Annotated in this window: 20 protein-coding genes; 11 read left to right on the forward strand and 9 right to left on the reverse strand. The window is 59.4% G+C overall.

All coding sequences use genetic code 11. The features are described 5' to 3' along the window. The first annotated feature begins 229 nt into the window (after positions 1-229). Positions 230-1,903 carry a methyl-accepting chemotaxis protein gene (locus ACB028_RS11015; RefSeq protein WP_371144277.1) on the forward strand — a complete coding sequence of 558 codons (1,674 nt, stop codon included), beginning with the start codon at positions 230-232 and terminating at the stop codon, positions 1,901-1,903. 748 nt (positions 1,904-2,651) lie between these two features. Here the strand turns inward: ACB028_RS11015 and ACB028_RS11020 are convergent. Both ACB028_RS11020 and ACB028_RS11025 read right to left on the reverse strand, forming a co-directional pair. Continuing rightward, positions 2,652-3,023, reverse strand: a complete 372-nt coding sequence (locus ACB028_RS11020; protein WP_371144278.1) for a hypothetical protein — start codon at positions 3,021-3,023, stop codon at positions 2,652-2,654. A gap of 152 nt (positions 3,024-3,175) precedes the next feature. Continuing rightward, positions 3,176-4,231 carry a hypothetical protein gene (locus tag ACB028_RS11025; protein WP_371144279.1) on the reverse strand — a complete coding sequence of 352 codons (1,056 nt, stop codon included), beginning with the start codon at positions 4,229-4,231 and terminating at the stop codon, positions 3,176-3,178. A gap of 631 nt (positions 4,232-4,862) precedes the next feature. On the opposite strand from ACB028_RS11025, the gene ACB028_RS11030 reads away from it, so the two are divergent. Beyond that, positions 4,863-6,041, forward strand: a complete 1,179-nt coding sequence (locus tag ACB028_RS11030; protein WP_371144280.1) for an aspartyl protease family protein — start codon at positions 4,863-4,865, stop codon at positions 6,039-6,041. 55 nt (positions 6,042-6,096) lie between these two features. Here ACB028_RS11030 and ACB028_RS11035 read toward each other — a convergent pair whose 3' ends face one another. Together ACB028_RS11035 and ACB028_RS11040 are read right to left on the reverse strand one after the other, a co-directional pair. After that, positions 6,097-6,708 carry an MliC family protein gene (locus ACB028_RS11035; RefSeq protein WP_371144281.1) on the reverse strand — a complete coding sequence of 204 codons (612 nt, stop codon included), beginning with the start codon at positions 6,706-6,708 and terminating at the stop codon, positions 6,097-6,099. A 117-nt stretch (positions 6,709-6,825) separates the two neighbouring features. Further along, complete coding sequence (locus tag ACB028_RS11040; RefSeq protein WP_026456048.1) at positions 6,826-7,188, reverse strand: DUF2061 domain-containing protein; 363 nt, start codon at positions 7,186-7,188, stop codon at positions 6,826-6,828. Between the two features lie 182 nt (positions 7,189-7,370). Here ACB028_RS11040 and ACB028_RS11045 point away from each other — a divergent pair, with 182 nt between their 5' ends. Continuing rightward, positions 7,371-7,577 (forward strand): hypothetical protein, encoded by a 207-nt coding sequence (locus tag ACB028_RS11045; RefSeq protein ID WP_371144308.1) that lies wholly within the window; start codon positions 7,371-7,373, stop codon positions 7,575-7,577. Positions 7,578-7,671: 94 nt separating this feature from the next. Here ACB028_RS11045 and ACB028_RS11050 read toward each other — a convergent pair whose 3' ends face one another. From ACB028_RS11050 to ACB028_RS11060, 3 genes are read right to left on the reverse strand one after another with little or no spacing between them, the layout of a single operon-like run. Next, a complete protein-coding gene (locus ACB028_RS11050; RefSeq protein ID WP_371144282.1) occupies positions 7,672-8,526 on the reverse strand; it encodes a 23S rRNA (adenine(2030)-N(6))-methyltransferase RlmJ in 855 nt (284 codons plus the stop codon). Continuing rightward, positions 8,520-8,981: a DUF2390 domain-containing protein gene (locus ACB028_RS11055; protein WP_223379006.1), complete on the reverse strand. Its 462-nt coding sequence runs from the start codon at positions 8,979-8,981 to the stop codon at positions 8,520-8,522. The genes ACB028_RS11050 and ACB028_RS11055 overlap by 7 nt, the downstream gene beginning before the upstream one ends. After that, positions 8,974-10,884, reverse strand: coding sequence for an ABC transporter ATP-binding protein (locus ACB028_RS11060; RefSeq protein ID WP_371144283.1), 1,911 nt, complete (start codon positions 10,882-10,884; stop codon positions 8,974-8,976). Before ACB028_RS11060 ends, ACB028_RS11055 begins: the two co-directional genes overlap by 8 nt. Positions 10,885-11,039: 155 nt before the next feature. Here ACB028_RS11060 and ACB028_RS11065 point away from each other — a divergent pair, with 155 nt between their 5' ends. Further along, positions 11,040-11,456, forward strand: coding sequence for a CBS domain-containing protein (locus tag ACB028_RS11065; RefSeq protein WP_371144284.1), 417 nt, complete (start codon positions 11,040-11,042; stop codon positions 11,454-11,456). A 78-nt stretch (positions 11,457-11,534) separates the two neighbouring features. Here the strand turns inward: ACB028_RS11065 and ACB028_RS11070 are convergent, their stop codons facing one another. Beyond that, the gene (locus tag ACB028_RS11070; RefSeq protein ID WP_371144285.1) at positions 11,535-11,999 is read right to left on the reverse strand and encodes a hypothetical protein; all 465 of its coding nucleotides are present in this window, start codon (positions 11,997-11,999) and stop codon (positions 11,535-11,537) included. A gap of 43 nt (positions 12,000-12,042) precedes the next feature. Further along, the gene (locus ACB028_RS11075) at positions 12,043-13,419 is read right to left on the reverse strand and encodes a PLP-dependent aminotransferase family protein (RefSeq protein WP_371144286.1); all 1,377 of its coding nucleotides are present in this window, start codon (positions 13,417-13,419) and stop codon (positions 12,043-12,045) included. Positions 13,420-13,537: 118 nt separating this feature from the next. Between ACB028_RS11075 and ACB028_RS11080 the strand changes: the two genes are divergently transcribed. The 7 genes from ACB028_RS11080 to ACB028_RS11110 all read left to right on the forward strand — a co-directional run bounded on the left by ACB028_RS11080 (position 13,538) and on the right by ACB028_RS11110 (position 20,833). Next, entirely contained in the window at positions 13,538-14,134 is a 597-nt protein-coding gene (locus ACB028_RS11080; protein WP_371144287.1) for a LysE family translocator, read from the forward strand. Positions 14,135-14,275: 141 nt separating this feature from the next. Next, positions 14,276-14,866, forward strand: a complete 591-nt coding sequence (locus ACB028_RS11085) for a LysE family translocator (RefSeq protein WP_042071285.1) — start codon at positions 14,276-14,278, stop codon at positions 14,864-14,866. Positions 14,867-14,964: 98 nt separating this feature from the next. Further along, the gene (locus ACB028_RS11090) at positions 14,965-15,657 is read left to right on the forward strand and encodes an aspartate/glutamate racemase family protein (protein ID WP_371144288.1); all 693 of its coding nucleotides are present in this window, start codon (positions 14,965-14,967) and stop codon (positions 15,655-15,657) included. Positions 15,658-15,783: 126 nt separating this feature from the next. After that, a complete protein-coding gene (cueO, locus tag ACB028_RS11095) occupies positions 15,784-17,391 on the forward strand; it encodes a multicopper oxidase CueO (protein WP_371144289.1) in 1,608 nt (535 codons plus the stop codon). A gap of 160 nt (positions 17,392-17,551) precedes the next feature. Continuing rightward, entirely contained in the window at positions 17,552-18,658 is a 1,107-nt protein-coding gene (locus ACB028_RS11100; RefSeq protein WP_026456055.1) for a 1-acyl-sn-glycerol-3-phosphate acyltransferase, read from the forward strand. A gap of 304 nt (positions 18,659-18,962) precedes the next feature. Continuing rightward, positions 18,963-19,433, forward strand: coding sequence for a YhcH/YjgK/YiaL family protein (locus tag ACB028_RS11105; RefSeq protein WP_042026893.1), 471 nt, complete (start codon positions 18,963-18,965; stop codon positions 19,431-19,433). 200 nt (positions 19,434-19,633) lie between these two features. After that, positions 19,634-20,833, forward strand: coding sequence for an acetate kinase (locus ACB028_RS11110; protein WP_042071296.1), 1,200 nt, complete (start codon positions 19,634-19,636; stop codon positions 20,831-20,833). Positions 20,834-20,974: the final 141 nt, after the last annotated feature.

Raw genomic sequence — 20,974 nt, forward strand, 5'->3', positions numbered from 1 at the left:
CCTAGCCCTTATGCAGGAAGGCAAGAGTAGGGCAGGGCACATTGGAGTACGGCGATCATGGCCTGCCCCTGCCAGAAGGTTGTATGGGGGGCCGGGGGCGCGTGCGCTCCGAGCTTGCTGCGGGTTTGAAAAGTGGCCAGCGGCCAAAGCCATGATCTTGTTAACAGTCACTGATAAATAAGTCTTTTATGATATCCAGCAAACGCTTGCACAAAGGATGTCTACGCAGATGAAACACCTCTCCATCAGGGGCAAGACCCTGACCCTGGCCATAGTCCCCATTCTGATGATGGCCCTGCTGCTCAATGTCGGGATCTGGTGGCGCGCACAGCAGTCCCTGACGGATCAGCTCGATCGTTACCGCACCAGTGCCCTCGAGCAGAAGAAGGTGGCGCTGGCCGAACACGTGCTGATGGCCAAGACCGCCATCGCTCATCTGCTCAGTCAGGACAGTCCCGAGGCCCGCGAGCAGGCCAAGGGCATACTGCGCACCCTGCGCTATGCCGAGGACGGCTACTTCTACGTCTACGACACCAGGGGGATCAACATCGCCCATGGCATCAAGCAGGCGCTGGAGGGCAAGGATCTCTCCGGCATGACCGACAGCGAAGGCAACAAGGTGATCCTCGATATCATCAAGGCGGCCGAGAGTGGCGACGGCTATTCGCGCTTTATCTGGGACAAGCCCTCCAAGGGGAGCGAGCAGCCCAAGCTCGGCTATGCCGTGCTGCTGCCCCAGTGGGGCTGGGTGCTGGGCACCGGTTTCTATATCGACGACATCGACGATGCGGTGGCCAGGGCCCGCGAGGAAGGGGAGGCCGAACTGGCCATCACCATGCGCGATACCCTGCTCACCTCGCTGCTGCTAACCCTGCTTGCCATCGTTGGCGGCCTCTGGGTGTCGCGCTCCATTACCCGGCCGATCCAGACCCTGGTGGAGAGTTTTCACGATCTCGCCCACGGCGAGGGGGATCTCACCCGCCGCCTCAAGCTGGAGCAGGGGGATGAGCTGGGCGATCTCGCCCGCAGCTTCAACGGCTTTATCGAGAAGATCCACCATCTGGTAGAGCAGGTGACATCGGCCTCGGATCGGGTCTACCAGTCGGTTGAGACCCTGCAGCGCCAGTCCGGCGACTATCTCTCTCGCATGGGTTCCCATCACAGGGAGACGGAGCAGGTGGTGGCCGCCATGACAGAGATGAGCTCCACCGCCCACAGCGTGGCGGGCAACGCCGGCGATGCGGCGGCCGCCACCGGCAGTGCCGACAACCTGTCACGCCAGACCCGGGTGGTGATCACCCGCGCCATGGATGGCATCGACACCCTGATCACCGACCTTAACGCCATCCACGAACAGATAGGCACCCTGACCCGGGAGACGGATCAGATCCAGAACGTGGTGGGGGTTATCTCGGGGATTGCCGATCAGACCAACCTGCTGGCGCTCAATGCCGCCATCGAGGCGGCCCGGGCCGGCGAGCAGGGGCGCGGTTTTGCCGTGGTGGCCGACGAGGTGCGCCAGCTTGCCTCCCGCACCCAGCAGAGCACGGTCGAGATCGGCACCATGCTGCAGCGGCTGCAACAGATGGTGACCACAGCCGGCTCCCTGATGAGCGAGAGTCAGGCCCGCCACAGCAATACCCTGGCCGAGACCGGCGCCCTGGTGACCAACCTCGACGAGATGAGCAGCGCCATTACCACCATCAACGACATGAACCTGCAGATCGCCAGCGCCGCCGAGCAGCAGCACGCGGTAACCGAGGAGATCAACCGCAATCTGGTGGCCATTCAGCAGATCGTGGCCGAGCTGAGCGAGGGGGCCGATGCCACCCGCCATACCTGCGCGGAGCTGGCCGACTCGGGCCGTACCCTGCATCGGTTGGTGGAGCGATTCCAGATATAGAACGAAAAAGGAGCCCGGTCGGGCTCCTTTGCTATGGCCAGGAGAGCAAGCTTGGCGGCTTGGTGCTACCGGGATGTCGCCCGCCCTGCGGGAGTGGGGTGGTGGGTAACGGGGTATTGTGGGGTAGGGTGCAATAAGCGCAGCGCATTGCACCGGGGAGTTGGAGGCTGCGTTGTCGCAGAGTGACACCCTTCCCTGCCAAGGAGAGGATTGGGGTGGGGGTCTTCTGCGATGGCTTTATCCTTGCGAAGGCGCTCGCCTGTTCAACGGGGCGAAGCTGGCTGACCTTTCGCCCCTGTGGTGACCATCACGGCACTACTGACCCGCTCAACTCGCCTCAGCGGCTTGCAGGGGGTCGCAATACCGTGCCCGCCCTCGTCTGATAGGGAAGATTCACTACGCGGCGCTCATAATGGTGGGTGTCCTAATTTCTTTAACCTTAAATACTAAACGCAACGCATAGCAAAAATGCCAAGCGTTGCGAATCGCTCTTAAACAGATTGTTAGCTTTAATAACTCGTTGTACTCATTAGTACCAAATCATTGTTGCTAAATGTAAAAAACATACGAAGAGATTTGTAGCGTAAAACGTAGATTTCTTCTCCAGTCCCAGACACCCTTTCAACGTCTGATCTTTGTCTAAATGTCTGAGGGTTTAAACTAGATAAAATCTTTGAAACTTCATTAACCGAAACATTAAACTTGTTACTTTTTAACTCGTTAGCACATTGTTCAGAAATTAGTAAATTCATTTTGTTTTAACCTTTAATTCCTTAAGCAAATCTGTAGCGTTAATCAGGTTTGCTTGTTGAGGGTCATTCTTAACGAGTGCAGCAAAAGCATCAAGCTTCGTTTTTCTGATGTAACCGATACAGTGTGCATCATCGGTGAACTTGAGGATATTCTCATCATGCTTCAGAAACGCTACATGTATATAAACCCAAGTACCACTGAGCAGTAGCAATACCCAAAAGGAAACAGCATCATTCACTAGCTTATAGTTAATTTCTCCACCAGGTGCAATCTCCGTAGCCAACAGGCTCGAAAAAACTCCTATCAGGATAGTTAATAACAATGTTATCGCCAATCGAACCCTAGGAGAGCTCATAATTTTTTCCATACTTAGTTTTCCATATTAGAGCTAACGCTGCATTAAGGTGTGAGCAACGCTACCACTAAACTCAACCATACCACTGTAAACACTGAACTCAACGATGGAATGAAAAATGCCAAGCGTTGAGAATCACTCTTAAATGCTTTGTTATAACCCTACTATTCAAATATCCTAAAATCCAATCTTCTTGAGGGGTAATAATCCTCGATTTTTAGTTCATTTAGAATTCTATTTTTCTTGATATTGCTATATTTATTCCACTCAAAAGGTGAAATGAACCAATCGTCTGTGCCATAAATCATCCAAGACTCAACGAATAAAATAACATCTTTATCATTCGTATATTTTGAGAATTCTTTTCTAAAGCACTGCTCAAATTCACTATTATATGAAAATATCAAAGTCGTTTTATCATCTGATGGAAACAGAGATAAATGAACAGTATATTTCTTTCCATCTGTCTCAAATTCGCTTTTCCCCGCAATACATAATGGAAGTGAAACATCAATTTCAACTAACATAACTCGTGTTAGATCTTCTTTGCCTGATAAAGTCATTACATATGGATAAAAGTCTTCATTGTGTACTTTTGCTATCATATAATCGATTAGGGACAACTGTGCATCTATATGCTTTGTCACTTCATCAGCAATTTTTTTAATTGTGATTGGGCTAGGTCTAAGGGCATTTATTTTGTCGAGATGGTAAGCATAGTAATCGAAGATTTCTTTCTCATACTTGACTTTCGCCTTTTCAAATGATCTTTTTACACTTAACCATCTATTGTAATACTTACAGATGACACGAAAGTTCTGCAAAACGATTGATTCGTCTCGATAGTCACCACTTTTTTCAAACCCATCAAAATCTCTTTCATGTAATGTACAAAAACCCGGAAATACAGATGCTTGATTTATACTTATTCTATCTTCCGTATATTCTTTGCCTCTAAATTTTGGGGTAATCACATAACCTTCGCTATCTGCGATTTTGCCTAGAGTTGCAGATTTTGGTATTGAATGTGACAGAATTGGTTTCTTGTTACACCCAGGGTACATACACTTAACTTTTTTCTTTAGGCTTTGCTCTCTATCTTTTATATATCCATAGTGATAATTAATAAAATATTTTTCATCCATGTGTAGTGGTTTCCCATACTCATTGAATAATTCATTCGGTCCGTAGTCAAATAACTGCTGAACTAAATTTTCCAAAATACCTCCTAGGGTTATAACAGTGATTAGATGGAAGGCGGTACTAACACATTAATACCGACTTCCATCTAACTCCGCACCTGTCTGATATGGGATGCGAAAAATAATATTTTAAATCAATCGCTTACCTTTACTCCTTTGAAGTTGAACGTATTCGCTTGACCTCTTCTTTTTGTGCAACATTACGACTGTATAGAAAACAGTGAGGGTGTTGACCATGATTATCGCCAGCAAGGCTACCGCCCCTGAATGACAGCCTCCAGTCTGCTGTTTTTAACCTGCGCTGTTGGGTTGGCCAGGCTCATGGGTGACTCCGAGAGGCAGTTGCCAAACGGCTATGTTAGCGAGCGAAGCCGGGGAGAGAAGAGTGGGATGATGGTTTCCTGAGCAGGATCAATAAATTAATCGATAGGGTGAGGTGAACGATGGCGGGGTGGGGACTCGGGGGATGAGCTTGCCAGATCCCTGGATGGTGAGGGGTCATAATCAGCTTGAGTCGGCATAAAACACTTTGTTATTGTCGACTGCCCCGTAAAACCTGGTTTATTTACATATAAATCAACAGGATAGTTTGTGTTTGGTGCTGTAGTTGGGGGAGGCGCAGACACATTGTCTATCGCAAAGGAGTCTTATGACATTGCAGCGAAAAGCAGTGGCGCTCGCCATCTTGACCCTGTTTGGCACCCAGGGTTGCAGTACCCCGGATACCGCCCATGCAGCAAGCAAGTCCCAGCCCGTGCTGGCCGTCTCTTACGAGCGTAGCCCCATAGTGCCTGTCACCATCGCCGGTGAGCAGTACCAGTTTCTGCTCGATACCGGCGCCAGCATCACCGTGCTCGATCGCCGCATTGCCAGCCGCTTCAAGGCGCTTTCCCTGAGTCAGTTGCCCCGCGCCTACCAGGCCGATTTTGCCAATATGGTCAGCGTCTCGGGCCAGATTGAGAGTGAACATTTCGGGTTTGTACAGCCGGTGCCCTTTTCGGTTGGCTCGGTCACGATCGATGACAGTGATCTGTGGGGCACCATGGATTTTTCGCTCATCTCCCAATCCCTTGGCACGCGCATCGACGGGGTGCTCGGGATAGAGGTCATACGTCGCTTCAACTGGGTGTTTGATCAGGAGCAGCACCAGATCAGCGCCTGGTCGTCGGCCCCCTCGGCGGCCGGGTTCGAGCGCTGCATCGGTTATGACGACAGCTACAACCGTTCACCGGCGCTCTACCTGACCCAGGGCGAGGGCAGCCTGCGAATGCTCCTCGATACCGGGGCCGATCAGAGCTATGTCGATCGCAGCTTTATCGGCCATATGGCCGAGCAGCAGGCGCTGTTGAAGGATGGTTCGACGCCGATGAAGGGGGTCGATGCGAGCGGCATGCAGGATCTGGGCGATCATGTTATCACCGGCCTGCATTTTGACGGCCGTCCCCTCGGTCAGCTGCGGGTGTCGGAGAATGACAACGACAAGTATGCCCTCGGCATGGACTTTGTGAGCCGCTTCAAGCGCTTTGCCATCATCCCTGGGCGCATGATGTTCTGCTATGACGCAGAGACGCTGGCGCAGCAGGTGCAGCCAAACCTGCGCCAGATTGCGGTGCGCTTCGACGGTCAGCATCTGCAGGTCTACTACAACGACGAGCGGGATCTGGCGCCGTTTGGCCTGAAAAATGGCGACGTCATCGAGCAGATCAACGGCGTGCCCTATCACCCGATACAGATAGACAGGGTGCGGGATCTGCTGAACCAGAGCAAGGCGGGGTCCCTCAAGGTGCGGGTGGTGCGGGAAGGCAAGGCGCTGGATATCGCCATCTAGCACATAACGGGGCCGGCATCGTCAGGGTGAAACGGTGGCCGGCCCCCAGATCGCGTTATTTGCCTTGCGCCGTGCTCACCTTGCAGGCGAGCGCCGGCTGGCCGAAACGCTCCAGTCTGGCCTCGTCCCCCTTGGTAAACAGGCTGATGTTCTGCCCTTCATAGCGGGCGCCGCTGGCGCTGGGTTCCTGATAGGCGATGGTCTGCAGTGGCGGGCGATTGCCTTCACTCAGGTTGAGGACGGCCACCGGTACCTTGGCATCCTGATAGAAATAGGTCTCCAGCATGAGCTGGTCGCCGCAGCGGTAGAAGACGGGAGCCGTGACCATCAGTTGGCCACCGGTGACCTGCAGCTCGGCGATCCGCAGCTTGTAGTTATCCTCGACGCACTGGCGCAGATCCTGCCCCTTCCAGCACTCGTTGCGCCCCTTGATCCAGCCACGCTGGGTCGCCTGCTCCGTCTTGCGCTGCTCGGGGGAGAGTTGGGTGATCGCCTTGTGATAGAGGTCGGCCAGTTCATTGTCCAGCGCCGTCAGTTTCGCATCCTTGCAGATAAGCGTCTCGACCGCTCCCGAGGCCTTGTGACAATCGAACGAGGGGGTTGCGGCACTGGCCAGCAGGGGCAAGAGTGCCAAGGGGGCAAGCAGCAGAGTCTTGAGCGGGGTCATCGAAGCGGTTCCTGAAAAGAGAGATACCGCTTCACTAAAACACAAAAGCCCTCATGCCGCCGAGCGCTTTTTTGGCGCTGACGGCATGGGTTGGCGCGTAAAGCCCGGAGCCTGGGGTCAGGCCAGCACCAGCTGCTGGCGGGCACGCCACAGCCGCTCGTGGAAGAAGAAGACGACTGTGTTGATGGTGGGTTCGATCATCGCCATCACCCCGCCGGTGAGCAGTTCGCCGCTCAGCAGGAAGGCGACGCCGAAGGCCACGGAGAAGTGCACCAGGGCGAAGCTGCTGGTCTTGGCCTGCAGGCTGTGACTGGGCTTGAACTTGTGCCAGGCGACATCGTGAAAGTAGAAGGCGACCGTGTTGACGGCGGGTTCGATGAGGGCGATCAGGCTGGCGGTCAGCAGCTCGCCGGTCAGCAGATAGGCCAGGGTAAAGGCAACGGTGAAGTGCAGGGCGGCAAAGCTGATGGTCTTTTTCATGATGGCGGCTCCCTCTGGTGATGCTGGCAGTATCGCCCGGAATGCCATTAAATGAAAACTATTCTCATCTAATGGTTGGATAGGGAATGCCTATCAAATGTCTTGTTGCCAGACTGGGGCTTGCCTTGAACTGTTGCCGCGCTAAAGTGATGTTTTGCCATGAAAAAGGAGCTTTCATGCATATGAATATCAACGCCACCCTGCTGGGACAGGGCATACTGTTGCTGATGATCATCGTGGGGGGGATGGCCTATTGGCTGGCCCGTCGCAGAAGCGAGCGTCCCGCCCTGATCGCCACTCTCTGCGCTCTGCTCTCCCTGTTTCCGCCCTTGGGTCTGCTGGCCCTGCTGTTGCTGGTCTTGCACCTGGACAGACCCACCGGCCCCTGATTGCCAGCCATGGCATCCGTGCAGCCCGCCGATCCTGCCAATAAAAAGGGCCTGCAATGGCAGGCCCTTGTCGGTTTTCCTGTTTTTCAGGCGGTTACTCTTCCACCTTGTTGAGCCACTCCACCTTGTACTGGGCACCGGCGCCCTGGGCCAGCTTGGCGCACAAGGGTTTCAAGAAGGCTTCAATCTGCTCATCCAGCATCCAGGGGGGGCTGATGATCAGCATCCCTGAGCCATTCATACCCCAATCGCTGGTTTGGCCGGCCACTTCCAGCTCGGCCACCAGGACGTTACCGAAGTTCTCCCGCTTGATGGCGCGCAGCATGTCGCGGGATTTGTCCGCCTCCTGCCCCAGGATGGGATACCAGAGCGCGTAGATGCCGGTGGCCCAGCGTTTTTGCGCTTTTTTCAGAGTATCGACCACGGCGAAGTAGTCTTCTTTGAGCTCATAGGGCGGGTCGATCAGCACCAGGCCGCGGCGCGGGGTAGGGGGCAGCAGGGCTACCAGCCCCTCGAAGCCGTCGCGGTGGTGAACGGCGACGCGCGGGTCGTACCCCATGTTGGCGCGCAGATCCTCCACCTCGTTGTTGTGCAGCTCCATCAGCGCCAGCTTGTCCTGCTCGCGGGTGAGGCGGCGCGACAGCTCGGGGGAACCCGGGTAGTAGCGCAGCTGACCATCGACATTCATGTCGGCGATGACGTCCAGATAGGGTGCCATGGCCGGCCACTGGGCCCGCTCGTTCCACAACCGACCGATGCCGTCGGCATATTCCGCCTTCTTCTGGGACCAGTCGCCGCGCAGGTCGTAGAGACCGCCGCCGGCATGGGTATCCAGCACGATGAAGGGTTTTTCCTTCTTCTTGAGGGACTCGATGATCAGGGCCTGGACGGCGTGTTTCAGCACGTCGGCATGGTTGCCGGCGTGAAAGGCGTGGCGATAGCTCAGCATATTAGATCTCTGAGGGGGCCCTGCTGGGCACCCAGTAACGATAGATAGTTCAACAAATTGTGGCTCTTGCCCCGGTAGAGGGAAAGCTCGCGCAGGGTTTGCAGCAGCACCCCCTGCTGCAGCCGCTCCAGCTCAAGCTCGTGGGCCAGCATGGCCTGATACTCCTGCTCGCCGACTCGCGCTTTGGCGCTTTTGCGCAGGGCGCGCCAGGGGGTCAGCACCGCCTCGGTCTGCACCAGGGCTGGTTGCAGGTCGGTGAGATCGACCGGGATCCCGCATTGATCGAGCCGATGCAGCAAGAGCGCCAGATTGACGCAGCCCCCCAGCTCCTGCACCTGGAGCCAGTCCTGGCTGCGTGCGCCATAGACCTCGCCGCTCCAGTGCCAGAAATCGAGCGGGCCCGGCAGTTCGTGTTCGGCGACCGCGTCGTTCGCCACCAGTGACAGATTACGCAAGGAAGGCTTGCTCCATGGTTTCCAGCTCCTCGGAGAGGCTCATCCACTCCATCTCGACGTTTTCCAGCTCCTCCTTGATGGGGCCCTGGGACTTGAGCAACTCGGACAGCTTGCCCTTGGCGCTCTCTTCGTAGATGGCCGGATCGGCCAGCCGGGTCTCGATCTCGGCAAGCTTGCCCTGCAGCTTCTCCATGCTGGTTTCGAGCTTCTCCAGCTTCTGGCGCAGCGGCCTGGTCGCTTGCCGGAACTCCGCCTCGCGCCGCTTCTGGTCTTTGCGCGCCACCGCCGAGTTGGCGGCTGCGGGGGCATCAGTCGGCTTGGCGTTGGCCTCTTTTTCCTGCTCGCCGAGCCACTTGTGGTAGTCGTCGAGATCGCCGTCGAACGGCTCGACCCGGCCACCGTGCACCAGATAGAAGTCATCCGTGGTGGTGCGCAGCAGGTGACGGTCGTGAGAGACCACCACCATGGCCCCCTCGAACCCTTGCAGCGCCATGGTCAGGGCGTGGCGCATCTCCAGATCCAGGTGGTTGGTCGGTTCATCCAGCAGCAAGAGGTTGGGCTTTTGCCAGGTGATGAGGGCCAGCACCAGTCGCGCCTTCTCGCCACCGGAGAAGGGGGCCACCTTGTCGAGCGCCTTGTCGCCGTGAAAGCCGAAGCTGCCCAGATAGTTGCGAAGCTCCTGCTCGGTCTTGTCCGGGGCCAGGCGCACCAGGTGATCGAGGGGGCTGTCGTCCAGGCGTAGAGTCTCCAGCTGATGCTGGGCAAAGTAGCCGATGCTCACCCCGGCGCTCACTTCCAGCTTGCCCGAAAGCGGCGGGTTGGAGCCTGCCAGCATTTTGATAAAGGTGGACTTGCCGGCGCCGTTGCGACCCAAGAGGCCGATACGGGAACCCGGTACCAGGTTGAGCTTGATCTTCTCCAGGATCACCTTGTCGCCGTAACCGGCGCTGAGGTTTTCCATGGCAATCAGCGGGGTCGGCAGGGCCGAGGGTTCGCGAAACTCGAAGCTGAATTCGGAGTCAGCGTGGGCGGGCAGGATCTTCTCCATCCGCTCCATGGCCTTGAGGCGGCTCTGGGCCTGACGGGCCTTGGAAGCCTTGTAGCGGAAGCGGTCCACATAGGATTGCATGTGGGCCATCTCGCGCTGCTGCTTCTCGTACATCGACTGCTGCTGGGCCAGGTGCTCGGCGCGTTGCAGTTCGAAGTCGGAGTAGCCGCCAGTGTATTCGTTGAGCTTGCCGTTCTCGATATGGATGATGCGGCCCACCACAGAGTCGAGGAAGTCGCGGTCGTGAGAGATGAGCACCAAGGTGCCCTGATAGCCCTTGAGCCACTTCTCCAGCCAGATGACGGCGTCCAAATCCAGGTGGTTGGTCGGTTCATCGAGCAGCAGCAGATCGGAGCGGCACAGCAATGCCTGGGCGAGGTTGAGACGCATGCGCCAGCCACCGGAGAAGCTGCGTACCGGCGAGGCGAGCTGCTCGTCACCAAAGCCGAGGCCGTGCAGCAGCTCGGCTGCGCGAGCGCGAATGCTGTAAGCGCCTATGGTGTCGAGCTTGCTGTGCAGCTCGGCCACCAGCAGGCCGTTGTCATCCTGCTCGGCCTGGGCCAGCTGGGCTTCCAGTGCGCGAAACTCCCTGTCACCGTCGATCACATAGTCGAGGGCCGAGCACTCCAGCGCCGGGGTCTCCTGGGCGACCCCCGCAATTTGCCAGCCGGCGGGCAGGCTGAAGGTGCCGCTGTCGATGGCCAGCTCCCCCCGTACCAGTGCAAAAAAGGTGGACTTGCCACAGCCGTTCTTGCCCACCAGGCCCACCTTGTGGCCCGGGTGTATGGTGGCGGACGCGTTGTCCAGCAGCTTGCGGCCGCCGCGGATCAGTTCGATTTGACTGGCAACTATCATGGGTGGGATCTGCTTGCTCAAAAATGGAGGAGAAAAACTGGCGCGGATCTTACGTGAAATGGCGCCGGTTTGCACTTGAGGTGCGGGCCTGCTACTGGCTGGCGCCGCAAAAACATGTCATAACAGAACTATCAATCAGGATGGTGGAGGCTAGCATGCTGCATATCAGGGACATCATGACGACCCGGGTCGCCACCGTCTCCATGGATGACAGGCTCGGGGTCATCAAGGATATCTTCGAGCAGGCTCACTTTCGCCATCTGCTGGTGCTGGAGGAGGAGGAGCTGGTCGGCGTCATCTCGGACCGGGATCTGTTTCGCGCCATCAGCCCCTATCTCGACTCCGAGGCCGAGATGAGCCGCGACACCGAGACCCTCAACCGCCGTGCTCACCAGATCATGAGCCGCCAGCTGGTGACCGTCGCCCCCAACCTGCCGCTGCGGGACGGCATCAAGCTGATGCTGGAGAAGAACGTCTCCTGCCTGCCGGTGCTGGAAAACGGTGCCCTGGTCGGCATCATTAGCTGGAAGGATTTCTTGAAATCCGTCCTCGACCATGACGGCCTCGGCTAAATTTGGGCCGTGATGCAAAAAGAGCTGCCTCGGCAGCTCTTTTTGTTTTCGGGTTGAGGTGGACATGGCCCGCAGATGTCAGAGCAGACCGGGCCCCTTGGGGGAGAAGGGGCACTCATCCTGGCGAATGAGGCGGCTCTGCTGGCCCTGGGCATCCTGCCAGTGCAGCGCCAGCTTGCCCAATCTGCCCAGATGGCGCAGCTCGAATTCGTAGCGCAGGCAAGGGGTGTCCAGCGGCAGGCTCGTCATGCCCACTGGCAAACGGTAGTCGTAGTGAAGGAGGGGGCCGTCCTGCAACTGGCTGCGGATCGGGATCAGCCCCTCGGTCGTTGGATGAGGGGCGCCCAGGTAGCGGCGCAGGCTCAGGGGGGCATCGATCGCCTTCTGGTAATGGAGGCCGTTCATGGCCGCCAGCTCCTCTTCCAGTCGGTTCAGCTCCCCCTCCAGCCCGTCCAGCGCCGCCCCCAGTTGTTGATGGGCGGGTGAGGCGCAGCCTCCCAGCAGCAGGGTGATGAGCAAGAGCGGGGCGCGAAACGGGTGCATGGACTCTCCTTGGTGATTGGGCCGACTGTTGGATGCAGGCCCACTATAGCAGGGGATTGGTGGGCGGTGTGCCTCGCAGCAGTTGGGCCAGCCGCTCCAGACCCTCGGCGACGCGGGCGTCGGTGGCCGGTTGGCTGAGGCTCAGGCGCACCCCTTGCGGGGCGGCAAACTGGCCGGCGGCGAAGTGCTCCCCGCTCGCCACCCCGACATCCAGGGCGTTGGCGGCCTCGGCGAACTCCTGGCTGCGCCAGGGCTCGGGCAGCGGCAACCAGGCATGCATGGATCCCGCCTGCCAGCACGCCCCCGGCAACAGGTGGCGCAGCAGCTCGCCGCGTCGTGCCAGGATCTGCCGCTGCTGTTCGACCAATGGCATGATCTGGCGTTGGCTCACCAGCTTGCAGGCCAGCTCGATGAGCAGCGGGCTCACCATCCAGCTCGACAGGCGCATCGTCTGGGCGAAGGCGCTGCGCAGGGCGCCTGGCACCAGGGTGAAGCCGACCCGCAGGCCACCACAGGCGATCTTGGCCAGGCTGCCGAGATAGATGACCCGCTCCGGCGCCAGATTGACCAGCGGCGTCACCGGCGTCTGGGGCAGCAGGCCATTGACGTCATCCTCGACGATCAGCAGATCGTGGCGGCGGGCGATGGCGACGATGGCCTCGCGCCGGGCCAGGCTCATGGTGGCCGTGGTGGGGTTTTGCAGGGTCGGGGTGAGGTAGAGCAGCTTGGCACGGCGGGTGCGACAGGCCGCCTCCAGCGCGGCGGGGATCAACCCCTCTTCGTCCATCGCCAGCCCCACCACCTGATTCTTCAGCTGGCGGGCGTTGCCCAGCATGCCGGGATAGCTGAGCCCTTCACAGAACAGGGTCTCCCCCACGCAGCCGGTGGCCAGCAGTGCCAGCGTGATGCCGTGCTGGGCGCCGTGGCTGAACAGCAGGCGATCCTCACTCCCCGCTACGCCCTGTTCTGCCAGCCAGTCGATAAACAGCTGGCGCTGGCCGGGCTGGCCCGCTTCCTTGTCATAGCCGAGCAGGGCGTTGAGATCCCCGCCGGCCAGCTCTTCCAGCATGGGGCGGATGATGGCGGCCCGATCCAGTTGCACCGGCAGGTTCTGCCACAGCTCGATGCGATGCCCCTCCTCCTTGCGGATCACCCAGGCGTTGGCCGGATCCTCATTGTCCCCCTTGACCCAGGTCCCGTGCCCCACCCGGGCGGCCAGCAGGCCGCGCCGCTCCGCCTCGCCATAGGCGCGGGTGATGGTGCCAACCGTCACCCCCAGCCTGTCCGCCAACGCCCTGTGGGTGGGCAGGCGGGTCTGCGCCGGCAGGGTGCCGTTGGCTATGTCGCGCTCGATGGCCTTGACCAGCTTGAAGTAGAGGGGGCCGTCGAAGGTTGTGATGTCCGGGGTCCAGATTGTCATGGTGACAATAAATCCATTGATCGAAATGTATCGGCAATATAGCGTGAAATTCAACCTAATAACAATCAATGACGGCAAATTGTATCGATACAATTTGCCGCAATTCAGGAGTACAAAGATGACAATGGAATGGTATGTCACCCTGTTCGGGTTTGCCCTGCTCACCTGCGGCACGCCGGGCCCCAACAATCTAATGTTAACTGCTTCCGGTGCCAATTTCGGGGTGCGTCGCACCCTGCCACACCTGACCGGGGTTGCGGTAGGACAACCCGTGCTGCAACTGGTGCTGGCGCTGGGGCTCTATCCCCTGTTCGAGAGCTGGCCGCCGCTGCGGGTGGGGCTGCAGATCTTCGGCAGCCTCTATCTGCTGTGGCTGGCCTGGCGCATCGCGGTGGCCGGCGCCCCCGGCGATCCGGCCGGGCGCTCCCGCCCCCTGACCCTGCTGGAGGGGCTGGGCTTTCAGTTTCTCAACCCCAAGGCGTGGATGATGGGGATCTCCGCCATCAGCCTGTTCAGCCTGCCCGGTACCAGCTACTGGCCGAGCCTGTGGGGGATCATGCTGATCTTCCCGCTGGTGGGGTTTCCGATCTGCTTTGTCTGGGTGCTGTTCGGCCATCAGCTGAGCAACTGGATCAGCACGGAACGGGGCTGGCATCGCCTCAATGGCTCCCTCGGCCTGCTGACGGCGCTCTGTGTGGTGATGCTCTGGTATTGACTCTCTGGCGCCTTGGATCTCTGTGCCAGGCGCGCATAAAAATGCAAATAAGTGCGTTGGTGCCCTTGTCGCCGCTGGGCCGGCTCTGCATATTAGGAGGCTTGCTCCATAACGGATGTGTTGTATCACCAAGAGGTTGAGATGGATCTGAACTGGTTACTGCCCCTGGCGGGATTTGCCCTGGTTACCTGCGGCACGCCGGGCCCCAACAACATGCTGCTCACCAGCGCCGGCGCCGCCCAGGGGTTTCGCCGCACCCTGCCCCTGCTGGTGGGGGTGGTGGGGGGGATCAATTTGATGATCCTGGCCACGGCGCTCGGCCTTGGGGTCATGTTTGAAAAGGTGCCGCTGCTGCACGACGGCCTCAAGCTCATCGGCTCGGCCTACCTGCTCTGGCTGGCCTGGAAGGTGGCGACCGCCAGTGGCCCGGCGGAGGGCAACCGGCCGCTGATCCCGGCCCATCAGGGGGCCATGTTGCAGTTGCTCAATCCCAAGGCGTGGATGATGGCGCTCTCCGCCATCAGCGGCTTCACCCTGGCGGGGGAGGGCTACTGGCCGTCCGCCCTCTGGGTGCTGGCCATCTTCTTTATTACCGGCCTCTACACCGGGGCTTTTTGGGTGCTGTTCGGTGCCCAGGTGCGCCGCCTTATCCGCACCGCCCGTGGCTGGCGTCGTTTCAACCTCGGCATGGGGCTCGCCACGGCGGCCTGCGTGCTGATGATCTGGATTTAGGTCTGATGGCCTTTACCGTCTGTCTTGTTGGCCCTTCGGGGCCTTTTTTATCGCGATGGCGGCCGCCGTGCTGCGCTCGGATCGCATAAGGAGTTCCCATGAAATGTATCGGTCTGCTGGGTGGCATGAGCTGGGAGTCCACCGTCAGCTACTATCAGGCGCTTAACCGGGGGGTAAAGGCGCGCCTCGGCGGTCTGCACTCGGCGCGGGTGCTGCTTAGCAGCGTCGATTTTGCCGAGATAGAGCGGCTGCAACACGCAGGTGATTGGCCCGCCACCGCCCGTCTGCTGGCGGAAGCGGCTCGCAATGTGCAGGCCGGTGGCGCCGATTTTCTGCTGATCGGCACCAACACCATGCACAAGGTGGCCCCCGAGATTGAGGCGGCCATCGACATTCCGCTGCTTCATATCGCCGATGCCACCGCCCACCAGTTGTTGGCAGATGGGGTGAAAAAGGTCGGGCTGCTCGGTACCCGTTTCACCATGGAGCAGGACTTCTACAAGGAGCGGCTGCAGACGCGTTTCGGGCTGGAGGTGCTGGTTCCTCCAGAGGTGCAGCGGGAGCGGGTGCACCGGATCATCTATGACGAGCTCTGCCAAGGCCAGATCCGCGAGCCGTCGCGGGCCGAGTATCTGGCCATCATCGAGGGGCTGGCGGCTGCCGGGGCCGAGGCCGTTATTCTCGGCTGTACCGAGATTGCCCTGCTGGTGGGGGAGACGAAAGCCGCGGTGCCGCTCTACGACACCACAGCCATCCATGCCGAGGCGGCGGTTACGCTGGCACTGGGCTAAAGCAAAGCGTCCGGGTGGCAAGCTGGCGAGCCGGGATAATAAGACACGTCTGTGTATCAGCCCTTGACCTTGCCATTGGGCGCTCATCTAGGCTGAGAGTCTGTCTCAGACCAGAAGGATTGATCCATGCAGCGTCGCGATTTTCTGAAACTCTCTACCGCACTCGGTGTGGCCAGTGCCTTGCCCTGGTGGAACCAGGTATTGGCGGCCGAACGTCCCGTCCTGCCGATTCCCGCCCTGCTTGCGCCGGACGAGCAGGGGGTGATCCGGCTCAATGCCCAGCCGGGCCAGATGCAGTGGCGGCGTCAGCTGACCCGCACCTGGGGCTACAACGGCAATCTGCTGGGGCCGACGCTGCGGGCGCGGCAGGGGCAGTCGCTGACGATGCAGGTCAACAACCAGCTCTCCGAGACCACCACGATCCACTGGCACGGCCTGGAGGTGCCAGGCAGCGCCGATGGCGGCCCCCAGGCCACCATTGCCGCTGGCAAGCAGTGGCAGGCGGCATTTCGCATCGAGCAGCCGGCGGCCACCTGCTGGTATCACCCCCATACCCACGGCCGGACCGGCCATCAGGTGGCGATGGGGCTGGCTGGACTCTTCATCCTCGACGATGAGGAGAGCCAGCGCTTGCCCCTGCCCAGCCGCTGGGGCCTGGATGACATTCCGGTCGTGCTGCAGGACAAGCGGCTCGATGGCCAGGATCAGGTCGATTACCGGCTGGATGTGATGAGTGCGGCGGTCGGCTGGTTTGGCGATCTGATGCTGACCAATGGCGCCGAGTTCCCGAGCCATGCCGCCCCCAGGGGCTGGTTGCGACTGCGGCTGCTCAACGGGTGCAATGCCCGCTCCCTCAAGGTGGCGACCAGCGACGGGCGATCCCTCTATGTGATTGGCAGCGATGGCGGCCTGTTGGCGGAGCCGGTTGTGCTTGAGAAGCTCGAGCTGCTGCCGGGGGAGCGCTTCGAGGTGATGGTGGATGCCCGCAATGGCAAGGCGTTCGATCTGGTTAGCCTGCCTGTACGCCAGATGGGGATGACGCTCGCCCCGTTCGATGCCGCGCTGCCGCTGCTGCGGATCCAGCCCTCCCTCATCGAGGGCAAGGGGCGGCTGCCGGACAGCCTGGCCCGTCTGCCGACCTTGCCCGCATTGGAGGGGATAACGAGCCGCACCCTGACCCTGTCGATGGATCCCGAACTGGATCGCCTGGGGATGCAGGCGCTGATGGAACGCTATGGTCACGGCGCCATGGCGGGCATGAGCATGGCGCACGGCGATGCCAGCAAACAGAGCGCCATGAAGATGGAGGGCATGGAGCACGGCGAGATGGCCAAGATGCAGCACGATGGTATGGCCGATATGAAAGAGGCGTCCAAGCCGCTGGATCTGCATACGGGCAACCGGATCAACGGTCAGGCATTTGTCATGGACCAGCCGATGTTTGCGGTCAAACAGGGCTGGACCGAGCGCTGGATCATCTCGGGAGAGGGGGACATGATGCTGCACCCTTTCCATATTCACGGTACCCGTTTCCGGATCCTGCGGGAGAACGGCCAGGCGGTGGCGCCCCATCGTGCCGGCTGGAAGGACATGGTGCGAGTAGAGGGAAATCGCAGCGAGGTGCTGGTGCGCTTCGACCATCCGGCCCCGAAGGAGCGCGCCTACATGGCGCACTGCCATCTGCTGGAGCACGAGGATACCGGCATGATGCTCTCCTTCACCGTGGAGGCCTGACCCCGGATGGCCTGCGGGCCATCCGTTCATTTTACTGGTCAGATCTCACTATCTACGTCCACCTCATACCCCTCGCCATAAAAGTGTGTAAAATTGCGCCCTGATTTTTTCCCGGCCAACTCGGGTTGGCCGTGCCCCCCTAGCATGCAAGGCTGACATTGTGACTGAAGTAGATAGATTCGCGGACATTCGCCCTTACCGTGATGAGGAAGTGCCCGCCGCCATCGAACGGCTGATCCAGGATGATGAGTTCGTCGGTGCCATCGCCAAGTATCGTTTTGGCTCCCTGATGAGCTGGCTGGGCTGGGCCATTCGCCCGCTGATCCGCCAGGTATTGCGCTACAAGTGGTCCAAGGTGACCACGGTACATCAGGTGCAGATGGGGGTGACCCAGTACATGTCCCGCATGATCGCCACCTCCACCAAGGGGGTGACCTTCTCCGGGCTCGAGCATCTGAAGAAAGAGCAGGGCTATCTGTTTGTCTCCAACCACAGGGACATCGCCATGGATCCGGCGTTCGTCAACTGGGGTCTCTATACCCATGGTTTCGATACGGTGCGTATCGCCATCGGTGACAACCTGCTGCGCAAACCCTGCGCCACCGAGCTGATGAAGCTCAACAAGAGCTTTATCGTCAAGCGCTCCGCCAAGGGGCCGCGGGAGATGATGAAGGCCCTCGGTGAGCTGTCGGCCTATATCGGCCAGTCGGTGCACGAGGGGCACTCCATCTGGATCGCCCAGAAGGAAGGGCGTGCCAAGGATGGGGATGACAAGACGGATCCGGCCATCCTCAAGATGTTCTACGTGGACGGCAAGAAGCAGAAGATCGAGTTTGCCGACTACATGCGCAGCCTCAATATCGTGCCGGTGAGCATCAGCTACGAGCTGGATCCTACCGACAAGGCCAAGGCGCGCGAGCTCTACGAGAAGTCGGTCAACGGCAGCTACGAGAAGGGCGAGTTCGAGGATATCGAGAGTATCGTTGCCGGCATCGTCGGCATGAAGGGGCGGGTACATGTCTCCTTCGGCGCTCCCATCACCGAGGGGTTCAGCGATCCGGACGAGTTGGCGGCGCTGATCGACAAGGCGATCTGGGGCAACTACCAGCTCTTCCCCAGCAACTACCTGGCGGCAGATGTGGCCGGCCACGCCAATACCATAGAGCAGGCCGCCTTCCTGAGTCGCCAGTCCGAGGTGCCCGAAGAGCACAAGGCTATCTGGCGAGCCATGTATGCCAAACCGGTGGAAAACGCCGGCAAGGTTTGAACGAAACCGATTACCTGAAAAAAACGGGAGCTGATGCTCCCGTTTTTGCGTCTGGTCAAAGCCGATGGTAAAAGGGTGGTGAATAATATGGTTTCAGCTGGTACGATCACTGCGCAATTGGGTGCCATGGCCTTGGCAAGCACAGGACGAGTGTGTAACAGTGCACCCATAAAGAGACAACGAGCAAAAGCTCTAAACCGGTTTGCACGGATCGCAGACGGCATTATCGAAGGACCTGACACAGGTCCTTTTTCATTGGCGGGCAAAGATGCCGCGCAGATACACCTAACAGGAAAGACGCGCCATGATCACCGGTAGCCTGAACACTCTGCACCGCACCCCGCTGCCAGCGCCGCTCGCCCGCATCATGGCTGACGTGGTGAAAAGCGTCGCCCACTGGCGCGATGCCCCCGTCGGCAAGCAGGAGATAGACGGCCTCACGCTGTTCTGTCTGGTGAGCGAGGATCTGACCGAGCCGGCCCCGGATCGCCGCGGCGAATTTCATGAGCAGTACCTCGATATCCAACTGCTGCTGCGCGGTGAAGAGTGGATCGGTGTGGGCCCCCACGACTATGTGAGTGAGGGCGCCGACCATCCCCATCCCGATCTCTGGTTCGTCGACGACGAGCAGACCAGCTATCTGGCGCTGCAACCGGGAGATTTCGCCATCTTCTGGCCGGGCGAGCTGCATCGCCCGCTCTGTACCTTCAAGCAACCCGCCCAAGTGAAGAAGCTGGTGGTCAAGGTACACAGGGATCTGCTGGTCAACATCTGACGTTATCGAATCAAGGCGTGCGTTGCACGCTGTCTGAACTTGAGTGCTGCGCACCGTTTGCAATCAGTGCCATGCACGACCCGAATTGAAAAATTGGACGCACCCTCCTGCGACCATAAGCCCCCGGCAGGGGAATCCCATCCTCTTTTGGATGACACGACACTGTCGGCATAAAGCCGAAGCACAGGAAGATGTAGAAAATGAGCAAGTTGGTACTGATCCTTAACTGCGGTAGCTCTTCCCTGAAATTTGCCGTAATGGACGCCGAAACAGGTGAGGACATGCTGTCCGGCCTGGCCGAATGCTTCAATCTGGATGATGCACGTATCAAATGGAAACTCCACGGGGTCAAGGGCGAAGCCATGCTGGGAGCGGGTGCCGCTCACCAGGAGGCCCTCGACCACATCGTGGGCCACATCCTACCGCAGGATCCCACTCTTGCCGGGCAACTGGTTGCCATCGGCCATCGCATCGTACATGGCGGTGAGCAGTTCTCCCGCTCCGTGCGCATCGATGACAGCGTGATTGCCGGCATCGAGGCGGCCATCCCGTTCGCGCCGCTGCACAACCCGGCGCACCTCATCGGCATCCGTGCCGCGCTGAAGGTATTCCCGGCTCTGGCCGAGAAGAACGTGGCCGTGTTCGACACCGCCTTCCACCAGACACTGCCGCAAGAGGCCTACCTCTATGCGCTGCCCCACAAGCTCTATCGCGAGCACGGCATCCGTCGCTACGGCGCCCACGGCACCTCCCACCGCTTCATTGCGGAAGAAGCTGCCAAGGAGCTGGGCAAGCCGCTCGAAGAGCTGAACATCATCAACTGCCATCTGGGCAATGGTGCCTCCGTTTGCGCCATCAAGAACGGCGAATCCGTCGATACCTCCATGGGTCTGACCCCGCTGGAAGGGTTGGCGATGGGCACCCGCAGCGGTGACATCGACCCGGCGGTCGTCTTCTTCATGCACGATCAGCTCGGTTACAGCGTGGATGAGATCAACAAGGTGCTGACTCGCGAGTCCGGCCTGCTGGGTCTGACCGAGGCGAGCAGCGACTGCCGCTATGTGACCTCCAACTATGCGACCGACGCTGGTGCCAAGCGTGCGCTGGATGTCTTCACCTATCGCGTGGCCAAGTATGTTGGCGCCTATGCTGCCGCCATGGATGGTCGTCTGGACGCCCTGGTGTTCACCGGCGGTATCGGTGAGAACGCCGCCATGGTGCGCGAGATGGTGCTGGATCGCCTGGCCCTGTTCGGCTTCAAGGTGGACCAGGAAGCCAACAACGCCGCCGTGCTGGGTGGCGAGGGTCGTATCACCACCAAAGAGAGCCGTCTGGCTATGGTGATCCCCACCAACGAAGAGCTGGTCATCGCCCGCGATGCCCTCGGCCTGGTTGGCTAACGCTTTTCGTGTTGTCTCAACGCCCGGCCTGTGCCGGGCGTTGTTGTTTCTGGTGGTGGCCGATTTGACATGGGGGAGGGGATAGGTACCCTGACCGCCATGGTGGTTGCAGCGAACCGCTGCAAGGTTTGGGAGAGAAGA

It is taken from the genome of Aeromonas sp. S9(2024) (assembly GCF_041403185.1).
Lineage (GTDB): Bacteria > Pseudomonadota > Gammaproteobacteria > Enterobacterales > Aeromonadaceae > Aeromonas > Aeromonas enteropelogenes.

Excerpts from the sequence above, each read along its gene's own strand:
- ACB028_RS11015 (WP_371144277.1), top strand. The coding sequence starts at position 230 with ATGAAACACCTCTCCATCAGGGGCAAGACCCTGACCCTGGCCATAGTC.
- ACB028_RS11020 (WP_371144278.1), bottom strand. The coding sequence starts at position 3,023 with ATGGAAAAAATTATGAGCTCTCCTAGGGTTCGATTGGCGATAACATTG.
- ACB028_RS11030 (WP_371144280.1), top strand. The coding sequence starts at position 4,863 with ATGACATTGCAGCGAAAAGCAGTGGCGCTCGCCATCTTGACCCTGTTT.
- ACB028_RS11035 (WP_371144281.1), bottom strand. The coding sequence starts at position 6,708 with ATGACCCCGCTCAAGACTCTGCTGCTTGCCCCCTTGGCACTCTTGCCC.
- ACB028_RS11040 (WP_026456048.1), bottom strand. The coding sequence starts at position 7,188 with ATGAAAAAGACCATCAGCTTTGCCGCCCTGCACTTCACCGTTGCCTTT.
- ACB028_RS11045 (WP_371144308.1), top strand. The coding sequence starts at position 7,371 with ATGAATATCAACGCCACCCTGCTGGGACAGGGCATACTGTTGCTGATG.
- ACB028_RS11050 (WP_371144282.1), bottom strand. The coding sequence starts at position 8,526 with ATGCTGAGCTATCGCCACGCCTTTCACGCCGGCAACCATGCCGACGTG.
- ACB028_RS11060 (WP_371144283.1), bottom strand. The coding sequence starts at position 10,884 with ATGATAGTTGCCAGTCAAATCGAACTGATCCGCGGCGGCCGCAAGCTG.
- ACB028_RS11065 (WP_371144284.1), top strand. The coding sequence starts at position 11,040 with ATGCTGCATATCAGGGACATCATGACGACCCGGGTCGCCACCGTCTCC.
- ACB028_RS11070 (WP_371144285.1), bottom strand. The coding sequence starts at position 11,999 with ATGCACCCGTTTCGCGCCCCGCTCTTGCTCATCACCCTGCTGCTGGGA.
- ACB028_RS11075 (WP_371144286.1), bottom strand. The coding sequence starts at position 13,419 with ATGACAATCTGGACCCCGGACATCACAACCTTCGACGGCCCCCTCTAC.
- ACB028_RS11080 (WP_371144287.1), top strand. The coding sequence starts at position 13,538 with ATGACAATGGAATGGTATGTCACCCTGTTCGGGTTTGCCCTGCTCACC.
- ACB028_RS11085 (WP_042071285.1), top strand. The coding sequence starts at position 14,276 with ATGGATCTGAACTGGTTACTGCCCCTGGCGGGATTTGCCCTGGTTACC.
- ACB028_RS11090 (WP_371144288.1), top strand. The coding sequence starts at position 14,965 with ATGAAATGTATCGGTCTGCTGGGTGGCATGAGCTGGGAGTCCACCGTC.
- cueO (WP_371144289.1), top strand. The coding sequence starts at position 15,784 with ATGCAGCGTCGCGATTTTCTGAAACTCTCTACCGCACTCGGTGTGGCC.
- ACB028_RS11105 (WP_042026893.1), top strand. The coding sequence starts at position 18,963 with ATGATCACCGGTAGCCTGAACACTCTGCACCGCACCCCGCTGCCAGCG.
- ACB028_RS11110 (WP_042071296.1), top strand. The coding sequence starts at position 19,634 with ATGAGCAAGTTGGTACTGATCCTTAACTGCGGTAGCTCTTCCCTGAAA.